At 68.8% G+C, this 21,043-nt stretch carries 20 protein-coding genes and 1 pseudogene; 5 read left to right on the top strand and 16 right to left on the bottom strand.

Annotation, left to right across the window (positions count from 1 at the left end):
• The first annotated feature begins 38 nt into the window (after positions 1–38).
• Both MMB92_RS30365 and ggt read left to right on the top strand, forming a co-directional pair.
• Entirely contained in the window at positions 39–1,001 is a 963-nt protein-coding gene (locus MMB92_RS30365; RefSeq protein ID WP_006485246.1) for a LysR family transcriptional regulator, read from the top strand.
• Positions 1,002–1,084: 83 nt separating this feature from the next.
• Positions 1,085–2,959 carry a gamma-glutamyltransferase gene (gene ggt / locus MMB92_RS30360; RefSeq protein WP_034201325.1) on the top strand — a complete coding sequence of 625 codons (1,875 nt, stop codon included), beginning with the start codon at positions 1,085–1,087 and terminating at the stop codon, positions 2,957–2,959.
• Positions 2,960–3,015: 56 nt separating this feature from the next.
• Here the strand turns inward: ggt and MMB92_RS30355 are convergent, their stop codons facing one another.
• From MMB92_RS30355 to MMB92_RS30330, 6 genes are all read right to left on the bottom strand, one after another.
• Positions 3,016–3,978, bottom strand: a complete 963-nt coding sequence (locus MMB92_RS30355) for an ABC transporter permease subunit (RefSeq protein ID WP_034201324.1) — start codon at positions 3,976–3,978, stop codon at positions 3,016–3,018.
• Positions 3,978–4,775, bottom strand: a complete 798-nt coding sequence (locus MMB92_RS30350) for an ATP-binding cassette domain-containing protein (RefSeq protein WP_277563145.1) — start codon at positions 4,773–4,775, stop codon at positions 3,978–3,980. The genes MMB92_RS30355 and MMB92_RS30350 overlap by 1 nt, the downstream gene beginning before the upstream one ends.
• Positions 4,776–4,813: 38 nt before the next feature.
• Entirely contained in the window at positions 4,814–5,830 is a 1,017-nt protein-coding gene (gene tauA / locus MMB92_RS30345) for a taurine ABC transporter substrate-binding protein (protein ID WP_006485234.1), read from the bottom strand.
• 260 nt (positions 5,831–6,090) lie between these two features.
• Positions 6,091–7,083: a lipoyl synthase gene (gene lipA, locus MMB92_RS30340; RefSeq protein ID WP_006499067.1), complete on the bottom strand. Its 993-nt coding sequence runs from the start codon at positions 7,081–7,083 to the stop codon at positions 6,091–6,093.
• The gene (gene lipB, locus MMB92_RS30335) at positions 7,076–7,831 is read right to left on the bottom strand and encodes a lipoyl(octanoyl) transferase LipB (protein ID WP_062884299.1); all 756 of its coding nucleotides are present in this window, start codon (positions 7,829–7,831) and stop codon (positions 7,076–7,078) included. The genes lipA and lipB overlap by 8 nt, the downstream gene beginning before the upstream one ends.
• A gap of 84 nt (positions 7,832–7,915) precedes the next feature.
• A complete protein-coding gene (locus tag MMB92_RS30330; RefSeq protein ID WP_006485239.1) occupies positions 7,916–8,242 on the bottom strand; it encodes a DUF2917 domain-containing protein in 327 nt (108 codons plus the stop codon).
• A 102-nt stretch (positions 8,243–8,344) separates the two neighbouring features.
• Between MMB92_RS30330 and MMB92_RS30325 the strand changes: the two genes are divergently transcribed.
• On the top strand, positions 8,345–9,334 hold the full coding sequence (locus MMB92_RS30325; protein ID WP_006485238.1) for a transcriptional regulator GcvA: 990 nt from the start codon (positions 8,345–8,347) through the stop codon (positions 9,332–9,334).
• 23 nt (positions 9,335–9,357) lie between these two features.
• Here the strand turns inward: MMB92_RS30325 and MMB92_RS30320 are convergent, their stop codons facing one another.
• The 10 genes from MMB92_RS30320 to MMB92_RS30275 form a co-directional block, all read right to left on the bottom strand.
• Positions 9,358–9,666: a YbeD family protein gene (locus MMB92_RS30320; RefSeq protein WP_011546305.1), complete on the bottom strand. Its 309-nt coding sequence runs from the start codon at positions 9,664–9,666 to the stop codon at positions 9,358–9,360.
• Entirely contained in the window at positions 9,666–10,592 is a 927-nt protein-coding gene (locus MMB92_RS30315) for a D-amino acid aminotransferase (RefSeq protein WP_006485237.1), read from the bottom strand. The genes MMB92_RS30320 and MMB92_RS30315 overlap by 1 nt, the downstream gene beginning before the upstream one ends.
• 48 nt (positions 10,593–10,640) lie before the next feature.
• Complete coding sequence (locus MMB92_RS30310) at positions 10,641–11,951, bottom strand: D-alanyl-D-alanine carboxypeptidase family protein (RefSeq protein WP_006485243.1); 1,311 nt, start codon at positions 11,949–11,951, stop codon at positions 10,641–10,643.
• A gap of 508 nt (positions 11,952–12,459) precedes the next feature.
• Complete coding sequence (locus tag MMB92_RS30305) at positions 12,460–13,104, bottom strand: alpha/beta hydrolase (protein ID WP_006485236.1); 645 nt, start codon at positions 13,102–13,104, stop codon at positions 12,460–12,462.
• Positions 13,105–13,117: 13 nt separating this feature from the next.
• On the bottom strand, positions 13,118–13,435 hold the full coding sequence (locus MMB92_RS30300; RefSeq protein WP_006485233.1) for a ferredoxin: 318 nt from the start codon (positions 13,433–13,435) through the stop codon (positions 13,118–13,120).
• A 154-nt stretch (positions 13,436–13,589) separates the two neighbouring features.
• Positions 13,590–14,741, bottom strand: coding sequence for a VanZ family protein (locus MMB92_RS30295; RefSeq protein WP_006499070.1), 1,152 nt, complete (start codon positions 14,739–14,741; stop codon positions 13,590–13,592).
• Positions 14,742–14,760: 19 nt separating this feature from the next.
• Positions 14,761–15,384, bottom strand: a complete 624-nt coding sequence (locus MMB92_RS30290; protein ID WP_011546311.1) for an ABC-type transport auxiliary lipoprotein family protein — start codon at positions 15,382–15,384, stop codon at positions 14,761–14,763.
• Positions 15,385–15,467: 83 nt separating this feature from the next.
• Positions 15,468–16,397 (bottom strand): MlaD family protein, encoded by a 930-nt coding sequence (locus tag MMB92_RS30285; protein ID WP_058901839.1) that lies wholly within the window; start codon positions 16,395–16,397, stop codon positions 15,468–15,470.
• 17 nt (positions 16,398–16,414) lie between these two features.
• Complete coding sequence (locus MMB92_RS30280) at positions 16,415–17,329, bottom strand: ABC transporter ATP-binding protein (RefSeq protein WP_058901840.1); 915 nt, start codon at positions 17,327–17,329, stop codon at positions 16,415–16,417.
• On the bottom strand, positions 17,326–18,450 hold the full coding sequence (locus MMB92_RS30275) for an ABC transporter permease (RefSeq protein WP_012492376.1): 1,125 nt from the start codon (positions 18,448–18,450) through the stop codon (positions 17,326–17,328). The genes MMB92_RS30280 and MMB92_RS30275 overlap by 4 nt, the downstream gene beginning before the upstream one ends.
• A gap of 342 nt (positions 18,451–18,792) precedes the next feature.
• Here MMB92_RS30275 and MMB92_RS30270 point away from each other — a divergent pair, with 342 nt between their 5' ends.
• Both MMB92_RS30270 and MMB92_RS35330 read left to right on the top strand, forming a co-directional pair.
• Positions 18,793–20,862, top strand: coding sequence for a bifunctional 2',3'-cyclic-nucleotide 2'-phosphodiesterase/3'-nucleotidase (locus MMB92_RS30270; protein WP_277563144.1), 2,070 nt, complete (start codon positions 18,793–18,795; stop codon positions 20,860–20,862).
• Between the two features lie 8 nt (positions 20,863–20,870).
• A pseudogene (locus MMB92_RS35330) lies at positions 20,871–21,043 on the top strand (sel1 repeat family protein); the annotation flags it as partial.

Raw genomic sequence — 21,043 nt, 5'->3', positions numbered from 1 at the left:
TCCGACCGTTAAACGGGCCGGATCAGGAGAACACGGGCATGGACCTGAACGCGCTGACGCTGCTCGTCGAGATCCTCGACGCCGGCAATCTCAGCAAGGCCGCGCAGCGGCTCAAGATGAGCCGGGCGAACGTCAGTTACCGGCTCAACCAGCTCGAGCGCTCGATCGGCCAGCAACTGGTGCGGCGCACGACGCGGCGCATGGAGCCGACCGAGATCGGGCTGAAGCTGTACGAACACGGCCGGCGCATCCGCAACGAACTGCTCGCCGCGCAGGAATCGGTGACGACGCTCGGGCAGGACCTGCAGGGCCGCGTGCGGCTGTCGGTGCCGAGCGGCTACGGGCAGATCGTGATGTCCGAATGGCTGCTCGCGTTCAAGCGGCGGCATCCGGGCATCGTGCTCGACGTGGTGTTCGAGAATCGCGTGGAAGACCTGATGCGCGACGAAGTCGACATCGCGATCCGCGTGATGTCCGAGCCGCCGCAGAACCTGGTCGCGCGCGACATGGGCGCGGTGCGCTACGTCGCGTGCGCGTCGCCCGCGTTCGCGGCCGCGCACGGGATGCCGGCGAGCCTCGGCGCGCTGGCCGCCGCGCCGGTCGTCACCGCGACGGTGATGGGCCGGCAGCTCCGCATCGCCGCGTATCTCGGCGACGAACGCCACGAGGTGCTGCTCGAACCGACGCTGATTTCGGAGAACTTCCTGTTCCTGCGTCAGGCGATCCTCGCGGGGATCGGCGTCGGCATCGTGCCCGACTACGTGATGCAGGACGACCTGCGGCACGGCGCCGTCGTCACGTCGCTCGACGCGTACCGGCTCAGCATCTTCGGCACCCACATGTACATGCTGTACATGCCGAATCGCCACCACACGCGCGCGACCTCGACGTTCATAGAGTTCATCCTCGAACAGGCCGGAAAGACCGGCCGGGGCGGGCCCGGCGGGATGCGTCAGGGTTTCCTGTCGGATGACAAGCCGCCGGGCGCGCGGCGACAATAGCGCGCCGGGGCGGGCAGCGCCGTTGCGCCCGCGCCGACGTCCACGCCGCCGTCTCCTTCGAATTCACTGCTGCCGAGGGTTCAATGTTCGACCGGATTCGTCCGTATTCGCGTCCCTGGACGCTGCTCGCCGCCGTCGCGCTCGTCGCGTTCAACGCCGGCTGCACGTCCCCGTCCGCGCCATCGGGCGCCGTCGTCCCGGTCACCGCCGCATCGGGCGCGGCCGTCCCGCTGCCGGGCGTTCACGCGCCCGAACTGTCGTCCGGCTGGACGGACAAGTCGGGTTGGACCTCGCAGCATTTCATGATCGCGGCCGCGAACCCGCTCGCGACGCAAGCCGGCTACGACATGCTGAAGGCCGGCGGCACCGCGATCGACGCGGCCATCGCGACGCAGATGGTGCTGGCGCTCGTCGAGCCGCAATCGTCGGGCATCGGCGGCGGCGCGTTCATGCTGTACTTCGACGGCCGTGCAACGCAGGCGTACGACGGCCGCGAAACCGCGCCGGCCGCCGCGACCGACCGGCTGTTCTACGGGCCGACCGGCCAGCCGATGAGCTTCTACGAAGGTGTCGTCGGCGGGCGCTCGGTCGGCACGCCGGGCGTGCTGCGCATGCTCGACGCCGCGCACCGCGCGCACGGCAAGCTGCCGTGGCGCCGGCTGTTCCAGCCCGCCATCCGGCTCGCCGAGCGCGGCTTCACGATCAGCCCGCGGCTCGCGATGCTGATCGCGAACGACAAGTACCTGAAGAACGACCCGGCGGCCCGCGCGTACTTCTACAACGCGGACGGCACCCCGAAGGCCGCCGGCACGGTGCTGAAGAACCCGGCGCTCGCGACCGTGCTGCGCCAGGTCGCCGACCGCGGCGCGAACGCGTTCTACAGCGGCGCGATCGCGCGCGACATCGTCACGAAGGTGCGCAAGCACCCGACCAACCCGGGGCTGCTGTCGCTGCAGGATCTCGCGCGCTACAAGGCGAAGGTCCGCGCGCCGCTGTGCGCCGACTACCGGCGCTCGATCGTGTGCGGGATGCCGCCGCCGTCGTCGGGCGGCCTCGCGATCGCGCAGATGCTCGGCATGCTCGAAGCGATGCCCGACTGGCAGCAGATCGGCGCGCAGAAGCCGGTGCGCAACGACGTCGGCTACGAGCCGACGCCGTTCGCCGCGCACCTGTTCAGCGAAGCCGGGCGCCTCGCGTATGCGGACCGTGCACGCTACGTGGCCGATCCCGATTTCGTGCCGCTGCCGGGCGGCACCTGGGCGAGCCTCACCGACAAGACCTATCTCGCACAGCGCGCGCGGCTGATCGGCGACACCAGCATGGGCGTCGCGCAGGCCGGCACGCCGCAGGGTGCGACGCTCGCGATGGCCGATGACCGCAGCCCCGAATGGCCGTCGACCTCCGACATCGCGATCGTCGACCGCTACGGCCAGGCGCTGTCGATGACGACCAGCATCGAGGACGCGTTCGGCTCGCGGCTGATGGTGCGCGGCTTCATGCTGAACAACCAGCTCACCGATTTCTCGTTCGTGTCGAACGACAACGGCCGGCCGGTCGCGAACCGCGTGCAGCCGGGCAAGCGGCCGCGCTCGGCGATGTCGCCGGAGCTCGTGTTCGACAAGAAGACGAAGCAGGTGACGATGATCGTCGGCTCGGCCGGCGGCCCCGCGATCATCAATCACGTCGCGAAAACGCTGGTCGGCGTGCTCGACTGGGGCATGACGATGCAGCAGGCGATCGCGCTGCCGAACTTCGGGTCGATGAACGGGCCAACGCAGCTCGAACGCGGCCGCGTGTCGGACGCGCTCGTGGACGGGTTGAAGGGACGCGGGCACGACGTGCAGATCGTCGAGATGAACTCGGGGCTGCAGGGGATCCAGCGGCTGAACGTGCAGGGGCAGACGGTGTGGTTCGGCGGCGCGGATCCGCGACGCGAAGGGATCGCGATGGGCGATTGAGCGCGAAAGGCGCGGGCGGCGCGTACGCGTCCGTTGCCCGTGCCGTCAGCGTGACGTCACCCCCGCCCCTTCCACGGCACCACCCGCCGCTCGACCCACCGCATCGCGAGATCGAACAGCCACGCGATCGCGCCGATGAGCAGGATGCCCATCACGACGATGTCGGTGCGCAGGAAGCTCGATGCGTTGAGCACCATCTGCCCGAGCCCGGCCGTCGCGGCGACCATCTCGGCCGCGACGAGCGTCGTCCAGCCGAACCCGATCGCGATCCGCAGCCCGGTGAGGATCTCCGGCAGCGCGGCCGGCAGCACGACATGGCGCACGATCTGCGCGAAGCTGCCGCCGAGCGAATACGCGGCGTTGATCTGCTCGACGGTTGCGGCACGCACGCCGGCGCGCGCGGCCATCGCGATCGGCGCGAAGCACGCGAGAAAGATCACGACCAGCTTGGCCGTCTCGTCGATGCCGAACCAGATCACGACGAGCGGCAGATACGCGAGCGGCGGCAGCGGCCGGTAGAACTCCAGCAGCGGATCGAGCACGCCGCGTGCGATGCGGCTCACGCCCATCAGGATGCCGGCCGGCACGCCGATCGCGGTCGCGAGCGCGAACGCGCCGAACACGCGGGCCGCGCTCCACAACAGATGGTCCGACAACGGCAGGCCGCCCTGGATGCGGCCGTGCCACGCATCGACGAATGCGGTCCACACTGCTTCCGGCGCGGGCAGGAACAGCGGCGGCAGCCACTGCAGATGCGTCGCGACCCACCACAGCACGGCCAGCGCCGCGACCGTCGCGGCGCTCAACCCGGCCGTCTTCCCCTGCCCCGGCAACCGGTAACGGCGCGACGACGGCGCACGGCGCGGCGCCGCCCGACGCGGCGTGCGATCGTCCCGTTCGAAATCGGCGGCCGCACGATCGGCCGTCCAAGAATCCTGTGTGCTCATGCTGTCCTGCCTGTGCAAAGTGCTGTTCCGGCCGCGCCCCACGGCCACCCCGTGCCGTGCGAGTTCACTCATCACGCGGGCTCCGCCGCCGCCTCGTCGCGATGCAGGTACGCGATCAGCCGCTCGCGCCACGCGATGAAGTCCGGCGACGACTTCACCGCGCGCGCATCGCGCGATTCGACGTAGCGCCGCGCGAACGGCAGCTCGAAGGTTTCGGCAATGCGACCGGGGCCCGGCGTCATCACGATCAGACGCGTCGCGAGGAACAACGCCTCCTCGACGTCGTGCGTGATGAAGAACACCGTCTTGCCGGTGCGCGCCCACACGTCGAGCACGAGCGCCTGCATCGTGCCGCGCGTCATCGCATCGAGCGCGCCCATCGGCTCGTCCATCAGCAGCACGCGCGGGTCGCTCGCGAGCGCCCGCGCGATGCCGACCCGCTGCTGCATCCCGCCCGACAGCTCGTACACGCGCGCATGCGCATGACGCTCGAGGCCGACGAGTGTGAGCATCTCGCGCGCCCGTGCATCGCGTTCGGCCTTCGACACGCGCGCGAAGCGCAGTCCGAGCGCGACGTTGTCGAGCACGTCGAGCCACGGCAGCAGCGCGTATTTCTGGAACACGACGCCGCGATCGGCGCCGGGGCCCGTGACCGGCACGCCGTCGACCCGCACGTCGCCCGTCGTCGGTGCGACGAAGCCGGCCATGCAGTTCAGCAGCGTGGTCTTGCCGCACCCGGACGCGCCGAGCGCGACGACGAATTCACCGGCATCGATGCGCAGGTCGACCTGCGCGAGCGCCTGCGTCGTCGGCCTGCCGCGCTCGCCCGGATAGGTGACCGATACCTGACGGACTTCCAGCGTGCTCATGATCGGGGCTCCGCGATGAGTGGGCTGAATGGCCGCGCTCAGCGCGCGGCCTTCTGCACGAACTGCGGATCGACGCCGGCCGAATAGTCGGACAGCACCGTCTGGATCGTGCCTTGCGATTTGAGGAACGTGGCCGTGGCCGCGAGCGACTTCGCGGCGCCCGATTGCGCGCCGCCGCCGAGCCACGTCGGCGATGCTTGCTCGGCCGCCGTCGGGAATGCGTAGAGCGCGAGGCTGGCCGGCACGTCCTGCGCGTTCGCGCCGGACACCTTCGCCACCGCCGCGACCTGCGGCGAGCCGACCTTCCACGCCGCCGCATGCGCGCGGTAGTCGGCGTCTGCCGCCGCGAGCACCTTCACGAAACGCGTGACGAACTCGGGGTTCTCGCGCGCGAACTTGCGGCTCACGACGAAGCCGTCGAAGGTCGCCTTGCCACTTTCCTTCGCAACCTGGCCGGACGTCGTCAGCACGGTGCCCGACTGCTTGACCTTCGCGAGCACCGGATCCCAGATATAGGTCGCGTCGATGTCGCCGCGCGCCCACGCCGCCGCGACTTCGGGCGGACGCAGGTTGACGATCTTCACGTCGTTCGGATTGACGCCCGCGGCCTGCAGCGCGACGAGCGTATGGAAGTGCGACGTCGACACGAACGGCACGCCGATCTTCTTGCCCTTCAACGCGGCGATGCTGGTCACGCCCGAGCCGTTGCGCGCGACGAGCGCCTCGGCATCGTTGATGTTGTCGAGCACCCAGAACAGCGAAATGTCGAGCCCCTGCGACAGGCCGGCCGCGATCGGGCTCGAGCCGGCTTCGCCGAGCTGCACGGAGCCCGACGCGAGCGCGCGGATCACGTCGGCGCCGCTGTCGAGCTTGCGGAACGTGACCTTGTAGCCGGTCGCCTTTTCGACTTCACCGCTCGCCTGCGCGTAGCGCCACGGCACGACCATGTCCTGGTACGCGATCACGACTTCGCGCGATTCGGCGTGCGCCGCGCCGAGCGCGGCAAAGGCGGTCAGCGCGACGACGGCGCGGCGGATGAAGCTGAAACGGGACATGCGGCTCTCCTTCGGAATGCGGGCATTGCTGCGGGAGAGCCGACTTTACGGGCTTTGCGCGCGGCGGGAGCGAACTTATCCTGCGAAGCTATCGATGCCGTTTCAGCTTTGCTTTCCACGCTCGACCGGATTGCACGTCCGATCGGGTGCCGATTGCCGTGCGCGGGCGCGGGCAACCGCCGCGCCAACGAAAAAGCCCGCATTGCTGCGGGCTTTTTTCGACTGCTCGGGACTGCTGCAGATGGAGGCGTGTGCGATGCTCAGACCACCCCGGCCCCATGCGCCTGCAGATCGGCGTGATAGCTCGAACGCACCATCGCACCGACGGCCGCGTGCGTAAAGCCCATCTTGTACGCTTCTTCCTCGTACATCTTGAAGGTATCCGGATGCACGTACGCGCGCACCGGCAGGTGGTGCTCGGACGGCTGCAGGTACTGGCCGATCGTCAGCATGTCGACGTCGTGCGCGCGCAGGTCGCGCATCACCTGCAGGATTTCCTCTTCCGTCTCGCCGAGGCCGACCATCAGGCCCGACTTCGTCGCGACGTCCGGATGCAGCGCCTTGAAGTCCTTCAAGAGCTTCAGCGAATGCGCGTAGTCGGAACCCGGACGCGCTTCCTTGTACAGGCGAGGCACCGTTTCGAGGTTGTGGTTCATCACGTCCGGCGGCGCGGCGTTCAGGATCGAGATCGCGCGGTCGAGACGGCCGCGGAAGTCCGGCGTCAGGATTTCGATGCGCGTGTCCGGCGACTGCTCGCGCACTTCGCGGATGCACTCGACGAAGTGAGCCGCACCGCCGTCGCGCAGGTCGTCGCGGTCGACGCTCGTGATCACCACGTACTTGAGCTTGAGCGCCGCGATCGTGCGCGCGAGGTTCTTCGGTTCGTCGGCGTCGAGCGGATCGGGACGACCGTGGCCGACGTCGCAGAACGGGCAGCGGCGCGTGCACTTGTCGCCCATGATCATGAACGTCGCGGTGCCCTTGCCGAAGCATTCGCCGATGTTCGGGCAGCTCGCCTCCTCGCACACGGTGTGCAGGTTGTGCTCGCGCAGGATCGTCTTGATCTCGTTGAAACGCGAGCTGCCGGTGGCCGCCTTCACGCGAATCCACTCGGGCTTCTTCAGCTTTTCGATCGGAATGACCTTGATCGGGATGCGCGCCGTCTTCGCCTGCGCCTTCTGCTTGGCGGTCGGATCGTAGGCAGGGGTCGCGGCCGTGTCGGCCGGTGCGGGAGAAGCGGTAACGTCAGTCATTCGATTGTTCCAGTGCGTGCGGCTTGTCGGCGGCCGCGGATGCGCCGTCGAGGTTGGCGATCAGACGGCGCACCAGCGTGCGGGCGACGTCGTTCCAGTCGGCGGCAACCTCGAGGCTCGCCATGTCGACGGTTTCCAGTCCGGCATAGCCGCACGGGTTGATCGCAAGAAACGGGCGCAGATCCATCTTCACGTTCAGGCTCAGCCCGTGATAGCTGCAGCCGTTACGGATCTTCAGGCCGAGGGCCGCGATTTTCGCGCCCTCGTGCACGCCGGATGCCACGTAGATCCCCGGCGCGCCCGCCTTGCGGACCGAAGCGAGATTATACGCCGCGAGGGTTTCGATCACGGCCTCCTCGATCTTCGTCACGAGCGTGCGCACCATCAGCTTGCGCCGGCGCAGGTCCAGCAACAGGTAGACGACGATCTGGCCGGGGCCGTGGTAAGTGATTTGTCCGCCGCGGTCGACCTTCACGAGCGGCACGCCGCTGTCGGCCACCAGCAGGTGCGCCGGGTCGCCGGCCTGGCCGAGCGTGTAGACGGGCGGATGCTCGACCACCCAGATCTCGTCGCCGGTGTCGGCCGTGCGCGTATCGGTGAACGTGCGCATCGCGTCGAAGCTCGCCTCGTACGCCTCGCTGCCCCGCCAGCGCACGGTGACCGGCTGGACCGGCTGATCCGGGACTCCGGCGGGCGATGCGGAAACGGCGACAGGCGTGGACACGATGGAAACCGGCGAAACGGACATGGGCGGTAGTTTACCGAAAACCCGTGGGTCTCGCCGGCCTGGGGAGGGGGACGGATCGCCGGTATCCGTCGGATGAAATGATGGTCAGACGGTGCGCCAGCCGTCATGGAACAGCGCGCTCACGCGTTGGCGCAGCCGGGTCAGCCCGCCGAGCGCGACTTCCCGCGGCGGCCGCGACACCGAGAACGCGACGCACGCGCCCTCGCGGCCTTCCGCGCTGAGCCACAGCCGCTCGCCGCGGCGCAGCTTCAGCGTCTCGCCGTCGGCCAGGAAGTAGTCGTCGACGTCGTTGCTGCGCGTCGCCCAGACCGGCCCGCACTGGACGACCAGCCGCGTGCTGCGTTGCACCCTCATCGGCACGGTCTCGCCCGGGGGAATTTCGAAGGTGATGCTTGAAGAGATTTCTTGCATGATCGACTCCGCCAATAAGTGCTCCGATGGCTACAATCGTAGTCACTCGAAGGCGTCCGACCAAACGACCAATTTTCACGTCGATGTGAGGAAAATTAGCAAATGGACCTCCGCCAGCTCCCCGCGCTGAACGCGATTCGCGCGTTCGAAGCCGCCGCGCGCCACGAGAACTTCTCGCGCGCCGCCGACGAGCTGTTCGTCACGCACGGCGCGGTCAGCCACCAGGTGCGCGCGCTCGAGGAAGAGCTCGGCGTGCAGCTGTTCACGCGCAACGGCAAGCGGCTGTGCCTGACCGACGCCGGCATGCGGTACGCGCAGCAGATCCGCACCGCGCTGATGGTGATCGCCGACGCGACGCGCGACGTGCGCGCGAGCGACCGCGACCGGCGGCTGGTGGTGTCGATGCTGTCGTCGTTCGCCGCGCGCTTCATCACGCCGCGCATCGGCACGTTCATCGAGCGGCATCCGGAAATCGACGTCGAACTGCAGTCGACCAACTCGCTCACCGATTTCGCGCGCGACGACGTCGATCTGGCGATCCGCTTCGGCTTCGGCAGCTATCCGGGGCTGCACGTGGAGCCGCTGTTCGAGGAGGTGTTCTTTCCGGCCTGCGCGCCGACGCTGAATGGCGGCAAGCTGCCGCAGACGCCCGCCGATCTCGTGCACTACCCACTGCTGCGCTCGGACGACGAGCTGTGGCGGCCGTGGTTCGACGCGGCCGGGCTCGATACGCTGACCGAGCCGAAACGGGGGATCCTGTACCAGGATTCGTCGAACCTGCTGCTGGCCGCGATCGAGGGCCAGGGCATCGCGCTGGTGCGCCGCTCGCTCGCGGTCCACGACCTGCTCGACGGGCGCATCGTGCGCCTGTTCGACATCGACGGGCCGAGCCCGTGGCACTATTTTTTCGTGTGTCCGCCGCCGCTGCTCAACACGCCGCGCGTGCAGGCGTTCCGGACCTGGTTGTTCGAGGAGGTCGCCGAATACAAGCGGCTGTGCGACGAGCTGGACGCGCGGCGCGCGGCGGGAAAATGCCCCGCCGAGTGCGCGCTGGAGGGAGGATGGAAAGGGATCAGCGGCCGTTTGCGCTGATCCCGGGCCACCGGAACGGCCCCTTAGAGCACGACCTTGACCATCGGATGGCCGGTCAGCGCGCGGTAGATGTTGTCGAGCTGTTCCTGGCTCGTCGCGCGCACGGTGATCGTCAGGCCCGTGTAATTACCGCCGCTCGACGCGCGCTCCTCGATCTTCTCGACGTCGATCTCGTTGTCGTGAACGGCCACGACCTTGAAGATCGTGTCCTTGAACTCGGGATGCGCCTTGCCCATGATCTTGATCGGGAAATCGCACGGAAACTCCAGCAGCGACTCCTTCCGGGTCTCGATCGCGCCGGTGACCTCGACGGTTTTGGTCGGTTCGCTCATCATTTTCTCCGGGTTAGGTCAAACTGTTCAAACTCGCGTGCCTTCGCACGCTGGTACGCGTCATACAGCGCCGCGAACACGGGGCCCGGCTTGCCGCCCTGCACGGGCAGATCGTCGAGCGACGTCACAGGCAGGATTTCCTTCGTGGCCGACGTCAGCATGATCTCGTCGGCCGAGCGCAGTTCGACCTCGCTGATCTCGCGCGCGACGAACCGGATCCCGCATTCGTCGGCCAGCTGCTCGACCAGCGCGTAGCGGATCCCTTCGAGGATCTTGTTGCTGCGCGGCGGCGCGAACAGTTCGCCGTTCTTCACGATCCACACGTTCGACGACGAGCCTTCCGTCACGTTTTCGTCGCGCAGCTGGATCGTCTCGAACGCATCGCGCTCGGCCGCATGCTGCGCCATCAACACGTTGCCGAGCAGCGAGATCGACTTGATGTCGCAATGCAGCCAGCGACGGTCCTCGGCCGTCACGCAGCGCACGCCCTTCGCGCGCTCCTCTTCCGACGGCAGGCGCAGCGGGCTCGTCATCGCGAACACCGTCGGCACCGCGTTCGCCGGGAACGCGTGGCCGCGCTTCGCGACGCCGCGCGTCACCTGCAGGTAGACGAGCGCGTTGCCGTCGCCGAGGCCTTCGGCATTCGCCGCGACCACCCGCTCGATCAACGCGCGCCAGCCCGCCGCATCGTGCGGGTTGTCGATGCCGATCTTCTTCAGGCTGCGCGCGAGCCGGTCCAGATGCTGTTCGATCCGGAACGGCACGTGCGCGCCGTCGTGCGCATAAACGGGGACGACTTCATACACGCCGTCGCCGAAGATGAATCCGCGGTCGAGCACCGGCACACGGGCTTCGGACAGCGGCACCAGTTCCTCCTGCGCCGAGACGCTGAGGTAGACGATCGGTTCGAATTCGGCTTGGCTCATGGCTATGACAGATGGGGATGAAGTCGTGAAAACAAAGGCCCGTCGTGCTTACTTCTTCTTGCTGAACATCAGCAGGATCGAGTCCCAGATACGTCCGAAGATACCCGCTTCCGGCACGGCCTGCAGCGCGACGACCGGGAATTCGGACAGCGTCTTGCCGTCGGCGACGATCTTCACGGTGCCGACCTGCTGGCCTTCGGCGAGCGGCGCGATCAGCGGCGCGTTCACGTCGACTTCGGTCTTGACCTTGTCGCCGAGGCCGCGCGGCACGGTCGCCCACTGGTCGCCCTTCACGCCGACCTGCACGGTGTTGTCCTTGCCCTTGTAGATGCGCGGCGTCGAGATCGCCTGGCCGCCCTTGAACAGGCGCACCGAATCGAACGCGCTGTAGCCGTAGTTCAGCATCTTCATGCTGTCCTGCGTGCGGTCGTTTTCCTTCTGTTCGCCCATCATCACCGACACGAGACGGCGCTGGCCGTCGACACCCGGGATCGCGCGCTTCGCCGATGCGATCAGGCAGAAGCCGGCCGCCTGCGTATGGCCCGTCTTCAGGCCGTCGACCGTCGGGTCGAGCCACAGCAGCCGGTTGCGGTTGCCCTGGCGGATGTTGTTGTACTTGAATTCCTTCTCCGAGAAGATGCCGTAGTACTGCGGAAAATCGCGGATCAGGTGCGCGGACAGCTTCGCGAGGTCGCCGGCCGTCGTGTAGTGGTTCGGGTCGGGCATGCCGTTCACGTCGGCGAAGTGCGTGCCCTTCATGCCGAGACGCGCCGCCTCGTCGTTCATCAGCGTGACGAACTGCCCTTCGCTGCCGCCGACGAGTTCGGCCAGCGCGATCGCGGCATCGTTGCCCGACTGGATGATCATCCCGTACACGAGGTCGTGCACGGACACCGGCTTGTTCGCCTCGATGAACATGCGCGACTCGTCGCGGCCGACGCGGCGCACCGCGTCGCTCGGCGTGACGATCTGCTCCATCGAGATCTTCTTCTTGTCGAGCGCCTCGAACACGAGGTACGCGGTCATCAGCTTCGTCAGCGACGCCGGCTCGACGCGTTCATCCGCATTGCCCGATGCGAGCACCGTGTTGCTCGTCGCGTCGACGAGCACCCACGAGCGCGCGTTCACGCCCGGCGGCGGCACCGCGCCCGGCATGTAGGTCGCGGGCGCGCCGGTGAACTGCTCGGCGGCCGGCGCCGCATGCGCGGCCTTGGCCTTGGCGGCCGGCTTCGCCTCGGCGACGACGATCGTCGACGCGAGCGCGACGGGCAGCATCACGCCGAGCGCGACGTTGCGCGCGGCGGTGCCGAAGGCGATGGAGGAAGCGAGGGACTTGAGGCCTTGGGAAGACAGACGCATGATCGATTCAGGCTGATGGCAGAAAGTGCGGTGCGAAACGCGCAGGGTTGAACGGCAAGGCGGCGGGCGTGTCGGGCACTCGCCCGACACCGTCGGGCGACGCGAAACGCGCCGGTTGGACTCGTGCGGACGCGTTCGGTTCGCGGCCGTCGCGAGCGGGCGGACAGGCGGCGAAACGAGCGCGGCATGGGCCCAGCCGGGCCGCGGGCGACGCGGAATGCGGCCATTATACGTGGCCGCGAACGGCGTTTTCGCGAACCTGGCAGCGGACGCCCGCATACCGGCTGCGAGAGCATAGCGTGGAGACGCGGCGGGCACGTGCGCTCGAAGCCGCGCGAAAGGCATGCGCAGGCGGTGTGCAAGTCGGGTTGCACCGCGATGCCGTAGGCGGCGCACCGCGCTGTGCGGCGCGCTGTCGCGTGAAGTTTCGGGAAGGGTCGCGCATCGTCCGGCCAGGGCCGATGCGCGGTACGGGCCGCCGGCGCCTACGCCGACGCCCGCATGGCGGCTAGCGCCACGCGTCGACGATGATGCGCTTCAGCACATGCAGCTTGCGATGGAGGAAATGCTCGGCGCCGGGGATCACGACGACGGGCAGCTCCTGCGGCCGCGCCCAGTCGTACACCGATGCGATCGGCACCGTATCGTCGGTTTCGCCGTGGATCACGAGCGTGTTCTCGGGCACGTCGGCCACTTGCCAGCGGCTCGCGGCCGTGCCGACGAACACCATCCGCTCGATCGTCTCGCCCGCATCGCGCAACCGCTTCGCGACGTGCGACAGCACGAAGGTGCCGAACGAGAAGCCCGCGAGCACGAGCGGCAGGTCCGCATACGCGGGCTGCGCGCGCATGTGCGCGAGCACCGCGAGGAGATCGTCGGCCTCGCCCGTGCCGTTGTCGTGCACGCCTTCGGTCGCGCCGACGCCACGGAAATTCGACCGGTAGACGACGTAGTTCAGCTGCACGAGCGTGCGCGCGAGCGTCTGCGCAACCTTGTTGTCCATCGTGCCGCCGAACAGCGGATGCGGATGCGCGACGAGCGCGATGCCGCGTGGCGCGGCGCCGCCTTCGCGCACGGCGTCGGGCAGGTCGACCGCGATTTCGATCTGGCCGATCGGGCCCGCGATCAGCGATTTCTGCGTATGAACGTTCATTCGGCCGGCCCGCTCAGATCTTCAGGCGATCGACGACCTTGCCGTCGCGCAGATGCGATTCGACGATCTCGTCGATGTCGGCCTGATCGACGTACGTGTACCACGTGCCCTCCGGATACACGACCATCACCGGCCCTTCCTCGCAGCGATCGAGGCAGCCGGCCTTGTTGATGCGGACCTTGCCCGGCCCCGCGAGGCCAAGTTCCTTCACGCGCTTTTTCGCGTATTCCTGCATGGTCTGTGCATCGCATTGCGCGCAGCTCGGACGTTCGGCGCCCGGGTCGCGCTGGTTCAGGCAGAAGAAGACGTGGTGCTGGTAGTAGGAATCCATGATGGTGACGAGCGGCCCGGCACGAGGCCGTGCGGAAAGAGGGGCGATGGATTGCCGTTGCGCGAGGCGGCAACGGAGGATGCGGACGATTATAGCGACCGGCGCACGCGGCTGCCCGCGGCACGGCCGCCGCCGCACGGCCCGGACTGCGGCGTCAGCGGCGCAGCGCGGCCGGCAGCCACGCGTGCTCGACGCGCTGGCCGAGCCAGATCAGCGCCGCGTAGGGCCAGATCCACGCGAGCCAGCGCGCGAGGCTGTTGAAGTGCACGTAGCGCCCCTGCCGCCAGCCCGACAGCGTGAAGTCGAAGAACGGATTGACCGGCAGCAGGTTCACGAGCGCGACGCCGGCCAGCAGCGCGAGCGCCGCGAGCAGCGCGCGCCACGTCGCCGGCACGCGCAAGGCGACGAGCGCCGCCGCGAAGCCGAGCTCGATGCCGAGCCGCGCGCCGGGCGTCGCCCACACGACGACGAGGCCGGTGGCCGACTGCATGAAGGTCGCCGCGGCCTTCAGCACGAGCGTGGCGACCACCAGCGCGACCAGTAGCCGGATGCGCGGCGCGTGCGGGCGCATCGCGAGCGACGCGATCGCCAGCGCGGCGAACAGCATCAGCCCGCCGAGCATGGCTTCCCACGCCGAATCGGACAGCCAGCCGTCGACCCGCTCGGGCCATTCGCTGACGCGCCAGGCGGCCGGCAGCCACGCGAGCACTGCATCCTGCATCGACGCGTCGGCGCGCTCCCATAGCGCGGCGGGCCAGTCGCCGATGCCGAACAGGAACGGCGACGGAAACACGATCGCGAACGGCCACAGCGCGGCGAGCAGCAGCGGCGTCGACCCATCGGCTTCCAGCCACGCGAAGCGCAGCCGGCGCAACACGCCGCGGTCGAGCAGCGCGCCGGTGGCCGGCGCCGCGAGCGCCGCGCCCAGCAGCGCGCCGAACGCGTTGGCGCCGAGATCGAGGTTCGACGCGACACGCGTCGGCAAATAGGTCTGCAGCGCTTCCATCGCGCCCGACAGCAGCACGCCGAGCACGCCCGCGATCAGCGTCGCGGCCACGCCGCGCCAGCGCGGATGCAGCGCGAGCACGCCGAGCGCGCCGAACGGCAGATAACCGAGCACGTTCGTGACCACGTCGAACGTCGTCACGTAGCGCTGCATCGGCGCGAACAGGTAATCGAACGGGCCGATGCCGAGCGCCGCCCAGCCTTCGAACGGATACAGCGACGCATAGACGATCAGCGCCGCATAGGCGGCAAATGCCTGCCGTGCGAGCGGTGACGCGCGATGCGGGCCCGGCACGTTCATCGCGGCTGCACGGCCTGCGTCACGGCGTGCCCGCGTACGCCTGCACGCCGACCCACGCGGCGATCTGCGACACGAGTTCGTCGCTGGCCGCCGCGAGCGCGCGCGCACCGCCGGCGGCGTCGGGCGTGCTCGACGGCGCGCGCGCGACGAACGTGCGCTGGCCGAGCACCTTGCCGTCGAGCATCAGCGTCGCGCGCGCGGTCACCGCGCCGTGGCTTTGCGACTGGCCGTCGAAGACCTGTTCGAATTCGCTGAGGTCGACCTTGAGGGTCGGCGCACGCACGCCGTCGGCGCCTTCGAGCACCGTACCACGCGACGACAGCGCGCCGCGCAGCCGCTGCGTGAGCAGTTGCGCGGGCGGCGCGGTCCAGCGGCTGTCGCGATAGACGGCCACGTGCTGCGCATCCGCGTACGCGAGCCGGTACGCGAACTTGTCCGAGTCGAGCGCGTCGGGCGCGGCGACGTCGAGCACCTTCAGCGCGGGGCCCGAACCGGTGGTCGTCACCGACGACGCAGGCCCGAGGTCGTAGCGGATGTTCGACAGCACCGCGTCGTTGCCGGCGCAGCCGGCCGCCAGTGCGAGCGTCAGCACGGCCAGCGCGGCCGCGGCCGGGCGCAGCGCGCGGTCAAGGATTCGTGGCATGGCGTATTCCTGCATGATGTTTCCGGTTTCGATGGGCGTCATGACCCGGCCGTTTCCGGCTGGACCCTCGATGGGTTTGCGCTTCACTTCTCGGCCGTGGCACCCGGCCACACGAAGCCTGCTTCGCCGGGCCCCGGCGCCGCGCCGGGCGAACCGAACAACAGACTGCGCGGGTTGCGGCCGAGTTCACCGGCGACGTCCTTCAATTGCCGCGACGCGTCGCCGACGCTGTCGGCCAGCGCATTGAAGCGCGGCAGCGTGTCGTACTGCACGCGCGCATTGAGGCCGTTCAGCGCGACGCCGACCTGCTCGGCGGCCGTGCCGGCCTTGTTCAGGTTCGACACGAGGGGCCCGTTCGGCTGCATCAGCGTGTTCGCCGACGCCATCGCGCGGTTCACCTCGTGCATCGTCTCCGGCAGCGCGGTGACCGCCGGGCCGAGCTGCTTCGTCAGCGTCGCGGCGCCGTCGGCCGCGTGCTGCAGGCTTTCGGCGGTCGCGCGCAACTGCTCGCGCATCTCGGGCGACATCAGCGCGTTCGCGCTCTTCGCGGCCAGTTCGAGCTGCCGCAGCAGCACGTCGCCGCGCTCCTGGATCTGGTCGAACAGGCTCGGCCGCATCGGGATCTGCGCGATCGCCTTCGGCGACGACGGCAGCGGCGACAGATCGCGCCCCGTATCCTCCAACTGCACGAATGCGATGCCCGTCACGCCCTGGAAGCCGAGGCTGCCGTAGGTCGACTGCGTGATCGGCGCGTCGTGATCGACGAGAATGCGGATCCGGATCTGACCCGGATGCGTGCGATCGAAGCCGATCGACTGCACCTTGCCGACGTCGAGGCCGCGAAAGCGCACGGCCGCGTCCGGGAACAGCCCCGTCACGTTGGTGCGCGCGAGCAGGTCGTACGGCACGCGCACGGTGCGGTCGACGTTGAACCAGAACACGGTGCCCGCGATCGCGAGCGTCAGCGCGATCGTGAACAGGCCGGCCCAGAACGCATGTGATTTGTTTTCCATTCGCGGGTTCCTTGCTTCTACAGCTCGACGCTCGACAGCGCCGGTTCGAGGGCCGCCTTCGGCAGCTTCGCGCGCCGCTCGGGCGGCAGCGCCTGCAATGCGCGGCGCCCGCGCAGCCCCAGGAAATATTCGTGGATGAACGGATGGTCGACGTTCGCGGCCTCCTCGACGGGCGCGGCGACCAGCACCTTGCGGTCGGCCAGCACCGCGACGCGCGTCGACAGCGCGACCATCGTGTCGAGGTCGTGCGTCACCATCACGACGGTCAGCCCGAGCGTGCGGTGCAGCGTCGCGATCAGCTCGACGAATTCGTCGGACGCCTGCGGATCGAGGCCGGCCGTCGGCTCGTCGAGGAACAGCAGTTCGGGCTCCAGCGCGATCGCGCGCGCGATGCCGACCCGCTTGACCATCCCGCCCGACAGCGCGGCCGGCATCTTCGACGCGTGCTTGCACGGCAGCCCGACCATCTCGAGCTTCAGCATCACGATGTCGTGCAGCAGGTCCGGCGGCACGCGGCCGAGCTCGCGCAGCGGCTGCGCGACGTTGTCGAACACCGTCATCGACGAGAACAGCGCGCCCTGCTGGAACAGCATCCCCGAGCGCGTGCGCATCATCCGCGCGCTGGCGTCGTCGATCGTCGCCGTATCCTCGCCGAACACCTTGATCGTGCCCGACGTCGGCCGCTCCAGGCCGAGGATCTGGCGCACGAGCGTCGTCTTGCCGGAGCCCGAGCCGCCGACGATCGACACGATCTCGCCGCGCCGCACGTCGAAGTCGAGCTTCTGGTGAATGATGTTGCGCCCGTAGCGCTTGGTCAGGTTGCGCACCTCGATCACGAGGTCGCCGGCATCGTCGGCCACGTCGGGCCGGGCGCCGACCGACCCGGCGCCGATGGCCGCGGCATGCGCGGTCGTTTCGTTCGATGCGTTCATCCGAGCCCCACGTTCTGGAACAGGATCGCGAACACCGCGTCGGCGAGGATCACGACCGTGATCGACGACACCACCGACGTGGTCGTGCCTTCGCCGAGGCTCTGCGAGTTCGCCTTGATCCGGAAGCCGAAATGGCACGCGACCAGCGCGATCAGCATGCCGAACACGACGCCCTTGCCGAGGCCGATGTACAGGTTCGCGATCGGCACGACGCCCGGCAGCGAGCGCACGAAGTAATTGACGTCGATGCCGAGCACGAACTTCGCGGCGATCGCGCCGCCCGTCAGCGCGATGATGTTGGTCCACATCACGAGCAGCGGCATCGCGACGCCGAGCGCGAGCACGCGCGGCAGGACCAGCCGCAGCCCGTGCGGGATGCCCATCACGCGCATCGCGTCGAGTTCCTCGGTCACGCGCATCACGCCGATCTGCGCGGTGATCGCCGAGCCCGAGCGGCCCGCGACGAGGATCGCCGACAGCACGGGGCCGAGCTCGCGAATCACCGACAGCCCGAGGATGTTCACGATGTAGCGGTTCGCACCGAACGTCTGCAACTGCTGCGCGGACAGGTAGCTCAGCACGATGCCGATCAGGAACGCGACGAGCGCGGTGATCGGCAGCGCCTGCGCGCCGGCGCTGTAGATGTTCGCCGAGGTTTCCCTCCACGGCATCGTCTGCGGGCGGCGCAGCACCGACAGCGCATCGAGGATCACGAGGCCGAACATCGCGATGCCGCCCTGCAGGTGTTCGCCGAACGAGAAGATCGCCTGGCCGAGCCGCGTGACGGGATCGACGCGCACCACGCGCTCGGGCGCCTCGCGTTCACTGTCGAGCCGCTCGATGCGCTCGAAGATCGTGCGCTGCGTGGCGCTCAGCGCGACGCCGGCCGGCAGCTTGCGGCCCCATACGCGCCACAGCGCCTGGCCGCCGACGTGGTCGAGCCGCTCGATGCCGGACAGATCCCATTCGCTCACGCGCCCGGTGGCGATGCTCGCGACGCGGCGCGCCACGGCGCCGCGATTGCGCGCGAGCGCGAGCGCGGTCCACTGACCGGTCAGGCGCACCGTCTGGCCCTGGCCGCCGACGTCGACCGACAGGCCGGGAGGAGTCTCGAAGTCCAAGGGCAGGTTGTTTGCAAAAGGATGACAGCGGCCATTGTAGCGAACCGCCCGGCGCCGCGACGTGAGGATTTCCGTGTGGGCGGCGAGCTCGGGGCGCGAGCGGGGGCGCGCAGCTGGGGCCGCCGCGCTCGGCGCGCGTGGTCGAGAGCGCCGGGCCGGGGCGCCGGCCGATCGGCCCGAAGCCGCCACGAGCCTGCCCGCCGCCGGCATCGCGACCTTTCATTGTTCCGTCACGTTTCCTTTCGATACTCTCACGCGCCGCACATCAGGCCGTCGGCGCGCCGCGCCGCCATTCGTGCGTATCTCGCGTTTCATAAAACAGAACACCGAACAGGACAACCGATGCGTCTCCCCCCGCTTTCCCGCCGCCACGTACCGGCCGCCGCCGCGCTCGCCAGCCTCGCCTTCGTCCTCGCCGGCTGCGGCGGCGACGACGTCACCGCCACGCCGCCGTCGCAGCCCGAGGCCCAGGCGCCCGTCGGCACGACGGCCACGCTCGCGCTGCTCGAGACGACCGACCTGCACACCAACGTGCTGTCGTACGACTATTTCAAGCTCGCCGCCGACAATTCGCTCGGCTTCGAGCGCGTGTTGACGCTGATCGCGCAGGCGCGCAAGCAGTACCCGAACACGCTGCTGCTCGACAACGGCGACACGATCCAGGGCACCGCGCTGTCGGACTACCAGGCGCTCGTGAAGCCGGTCGGCTGCGACCAGACGCTCGCGATCTACAAGGTGATGAACGCCGCGAAATTCGACGGCGGCGGGATCGGCAACCACGAGTTCAACTACGGGCTGCCGTACCTGTCGCAGGTGACCGGCAACACCTTCGAGGTCGACGGGCTGCCCGCGCCCGCCCAGCAGAAGAAGTGCGCGGGCCCGAACTTCCCGCAGGTGCTCGCGAACGTGATCAGCGCGAAGACCAACGCGCCGCTGTTCACGCCGTACACGATCCTGACGCGCACGGTGACGGCCACGACGCCGGACGGCAAGACGGTCAGCGCGCCCGTGAAGATCGGCATCATCGGCTTCACGCCGCCCGCGATCATGAACTGGGACAAGCGCTGGCTCGACGGCAAGGTCTACACGACCGGGCTGAAGGAAGCGGCCGAGAAGTACATCCCGGAAATGCGCGCGAAGGGCGCCGATCTCGTCGTCGCGATCTCGCACGGCGGCCTCGACAATTCCGCGTATTCGCCGACGATGGAAAACGGCAGCTGGTGGCTGTCGAAGGTGTCCGGCATCGACGCGATGCTGATCGGCCACTCGCACCAGGTGTTCCCGGACGCGAACAGCACCGTGTCGCAGTTCAACCTGCCGGGCGTCGACAAGGTCAAGGGCACCGTCAACGGCGTGCCGACCGTGATGGCCAACTACTGGGGCAAGCATCTCGGCGTGATCAAGCTCGGCCTGAAGTTCGACGGCAAGACGTGGATCGTCGACAAGTCGCAGACGACCGTCGAGGCACGGCCGATCCAGAACGCCGACAAGAGCTACGTCGCGGCCGACCCGTCGGTGTCCGCCGCGATCGCGGCCGAGCACCAGGCGACGATCGACTACGTGAAGACGCCGATCGGCTCGACCGACTACCGGATGAACTCGTACTTCGCGGACGTCGGCGATCCGGGCGCGATCCAGATCGTCAACGAGGCGCAGGCCGACTACGTGAAGACCTACGTGCAGGCGAACCTGCCGCAATACGCGTCGCTGCCGGTGCTGTCGGTCAGCGCGCCGTTCAAGAGCGGCTTCGGCGGCGGTACCGACTACACCGACGTCGCGCCGGGCGCGCTCGCGATCAACAACGCGGCCGACCTGTACCTGTATCCGAACACCGTGTACGCGGTGAAGGTGAGCGGCGCCGACGTGAAGAACTGGCTGGAGACGGCCGCCAAGCGCTTCAACCGGATCGACCCGACCAAGGCGACCGTGCAGCCGCTCGTCAGCACCTTCCCCGGCTACAACTTCGACATGTTCACGTCGGCCGACCTCGCGTATGAAATCGACGTCACGCAGCCGGTCGGCAGCCGGATCAGGAACCTGACGTACAAGGGCGCGCCGATCGACCCGAACGCGCAGTTCATCGTCGCGACCAACAACTACCGCGCGAGCGGCGGCGGCAATTTCCCGGGCCTCGACGGCAGCAAGACGATCTTCGCGTCGCCCGATGCGAACCGCGACGTGCTGATCGCGTTCATCAAGAAGCGCGGCGCGATCACGCGTGCGGCCGACGGCGCGCAACGCAGCTGGCGCTTCACGAAACTCGCGAGCTCGGTCGCGCACGTGCAGTTCGCGTCCGCGCCGAACCGCCTCGGCGACGCGGCGGCGGCCGGCCTGACCGGCATCACGCAGGTCGCGGCCGACGACGGCTCGGGCAAGAACCTCGCGACCTACGAGATCGACCTCACGCAATGAGACACGCGATGCAACCGATCCGGACGATGCGGCCCGCCGAAACCGGCTTCGCCGCCGCCGCGCGGCGCGTGCTGCGCGCGAAACTCCCGCCCGCGGCGCTGCTCGCGGCGGCGGCCGTGACCGTCGCGGCCGTCGCGGCCGTCGTCACGATGACCGGCCTGCGCGGCGCCGGCCCCGCGCC

It is taken from the genome of Burkholderia sp. IO2, from assembly GCF_029522185.1.
GTDB lineage: Bacteria > Pseudomonadota > Gammaproteobacteria > Burkholderiales > Burkholderiaceae > Burkholderia > Burkholderia cenocepacia.
This window is presented reverse-complemented; position numbering and strand designations above follow the sequence as displayed.

Coding starts and splice junctions, on each gene's coding strand:
- MMB92_RS30365 (WP_006485246.1), top strand. CDS start 39: ATGGACCTGAACGCGCTGACGCTGCTCGTCGAGATCCTCGACGCCGGC.
- ggt (WP_034201325.1), top strand. CDS start 1,085: ATGTTCGACCGGATTCGTCCGTATTCGCGTCCCTGGACGCTGCTCGCC.
- MMB92_RS30355 (WP_034201324.1), bottom strand. CDS start 3,978: ATGAGTGAACTCGCACGGCACGGGGTGGCCGTGGGGCGCGGCCGGAAC.
- MMB92_RS30350 (WP_277563145.1), bottom strand. CDS start 4,775: ATGAGCACGCTGGAAGTCCGTCAGGTATCGGTCACCTATCCGGGCGAG.
- tauA (WP_006485234.1), bottom strand. CDS start 5,830: ATGTCCCGTTTCAGCTTCATCCGCCGCGCCGTCGTCGCGCTGACCGCC.
- lipA (WP_006499067.1), bottom strand. CDS start 7,083: ATGACTGACGTTACCGCTTCTCCCGCACCGGCCGACACGGCCGCGACC.
- lipB (WP_062884299.1), bottom strand. CDS start 7,831: ATGTCCGTTTCGCCGGTTTCCATCGTGTCCACGCCTGTCGCCGTTTCC.
- MMB92_RS30330 (WP_006485239.1), bottom strand. CDS start 8,242: ATGCAAGAAATCTCTTCAAGCATCACCTTCGAAATTCCCCCGGGCGAG.
- MMB92_RS30325 (WP_006485238.1), top strand. CDS start 8,345: ATGGACCTCCGCCAGCTCCCCGCGCTGAACGCGATTCGCGCGTTCGAA.
- MMB92_RS30320 (WP_011546305.1), bottom strand. CDS start 9,666: ATGAGCGAACCGACCAAAACCGTCGAGGTCACCGGCGCGATCGAGACC.
- MMB92_RS30315 (WP_006485237.1), bottom strand. CDS start 10,592: ATGAGCCAAGCCGAATTCGAACCGATCGTCTACCTCAGCGTCTCGGCG.
- MMB92_RS30310 (WP_006485243.1), bottom strand. CDS start 11,951: ATGCGTCTGTCTTCCCAAGGCCTCAAGTCCCTCGCTTCCTCCATCGCC.
- MMB92_RS30305 (WP_006485236.1), bottom strand. CDS start 13,104: ATGAACGTTCATACGCAGAAATCGCTGATCGCGGGCCCGATCGGCCAG.
- MMB92_RS30300 (WP_006485233.1), bottom strand. CDS start 13,435: ATGGATTCCTACTACCAGCACCACGTCTTCTTCTGCCTGAACCAGCGC.
- MMB92_RS30295 (WP_006499070.1), bottom strand. CDS start 14,741: ATGAACGTGCCGGGCCCGCATCGCGCGTCACCGCTCGCACGGCAGGCA.
- MMB92_RS30290 (WP_011546311.1), bottom strand. CDS start 15,384: ATGCCACGAATCCTTGACCGCGCGCTGCGCCCGGCCGCGGCCGCGCTG.
- MMB92_RS30285 (WP_058901839.1), bottom strand. CDS start 16,397: ATGGAAAACAAATCACATGCGTTCTGGGCCGGCCTGTTCACGATCGCG.
- MMB92_RS30280 (WP_058901840.1), bottom strand. CDS start 17,329: ATGAACGCATCGAACGAAACGACCGCGCATGCCGCGGCCATCGGCGCC.
- MMB92_RS30270 (WP_277563144.1), top strand. CDS start 18,793: ATGCGTCTCCCCCCGCTTTCCCGCCGCCACGTACCGGCCGCCGCCGCG.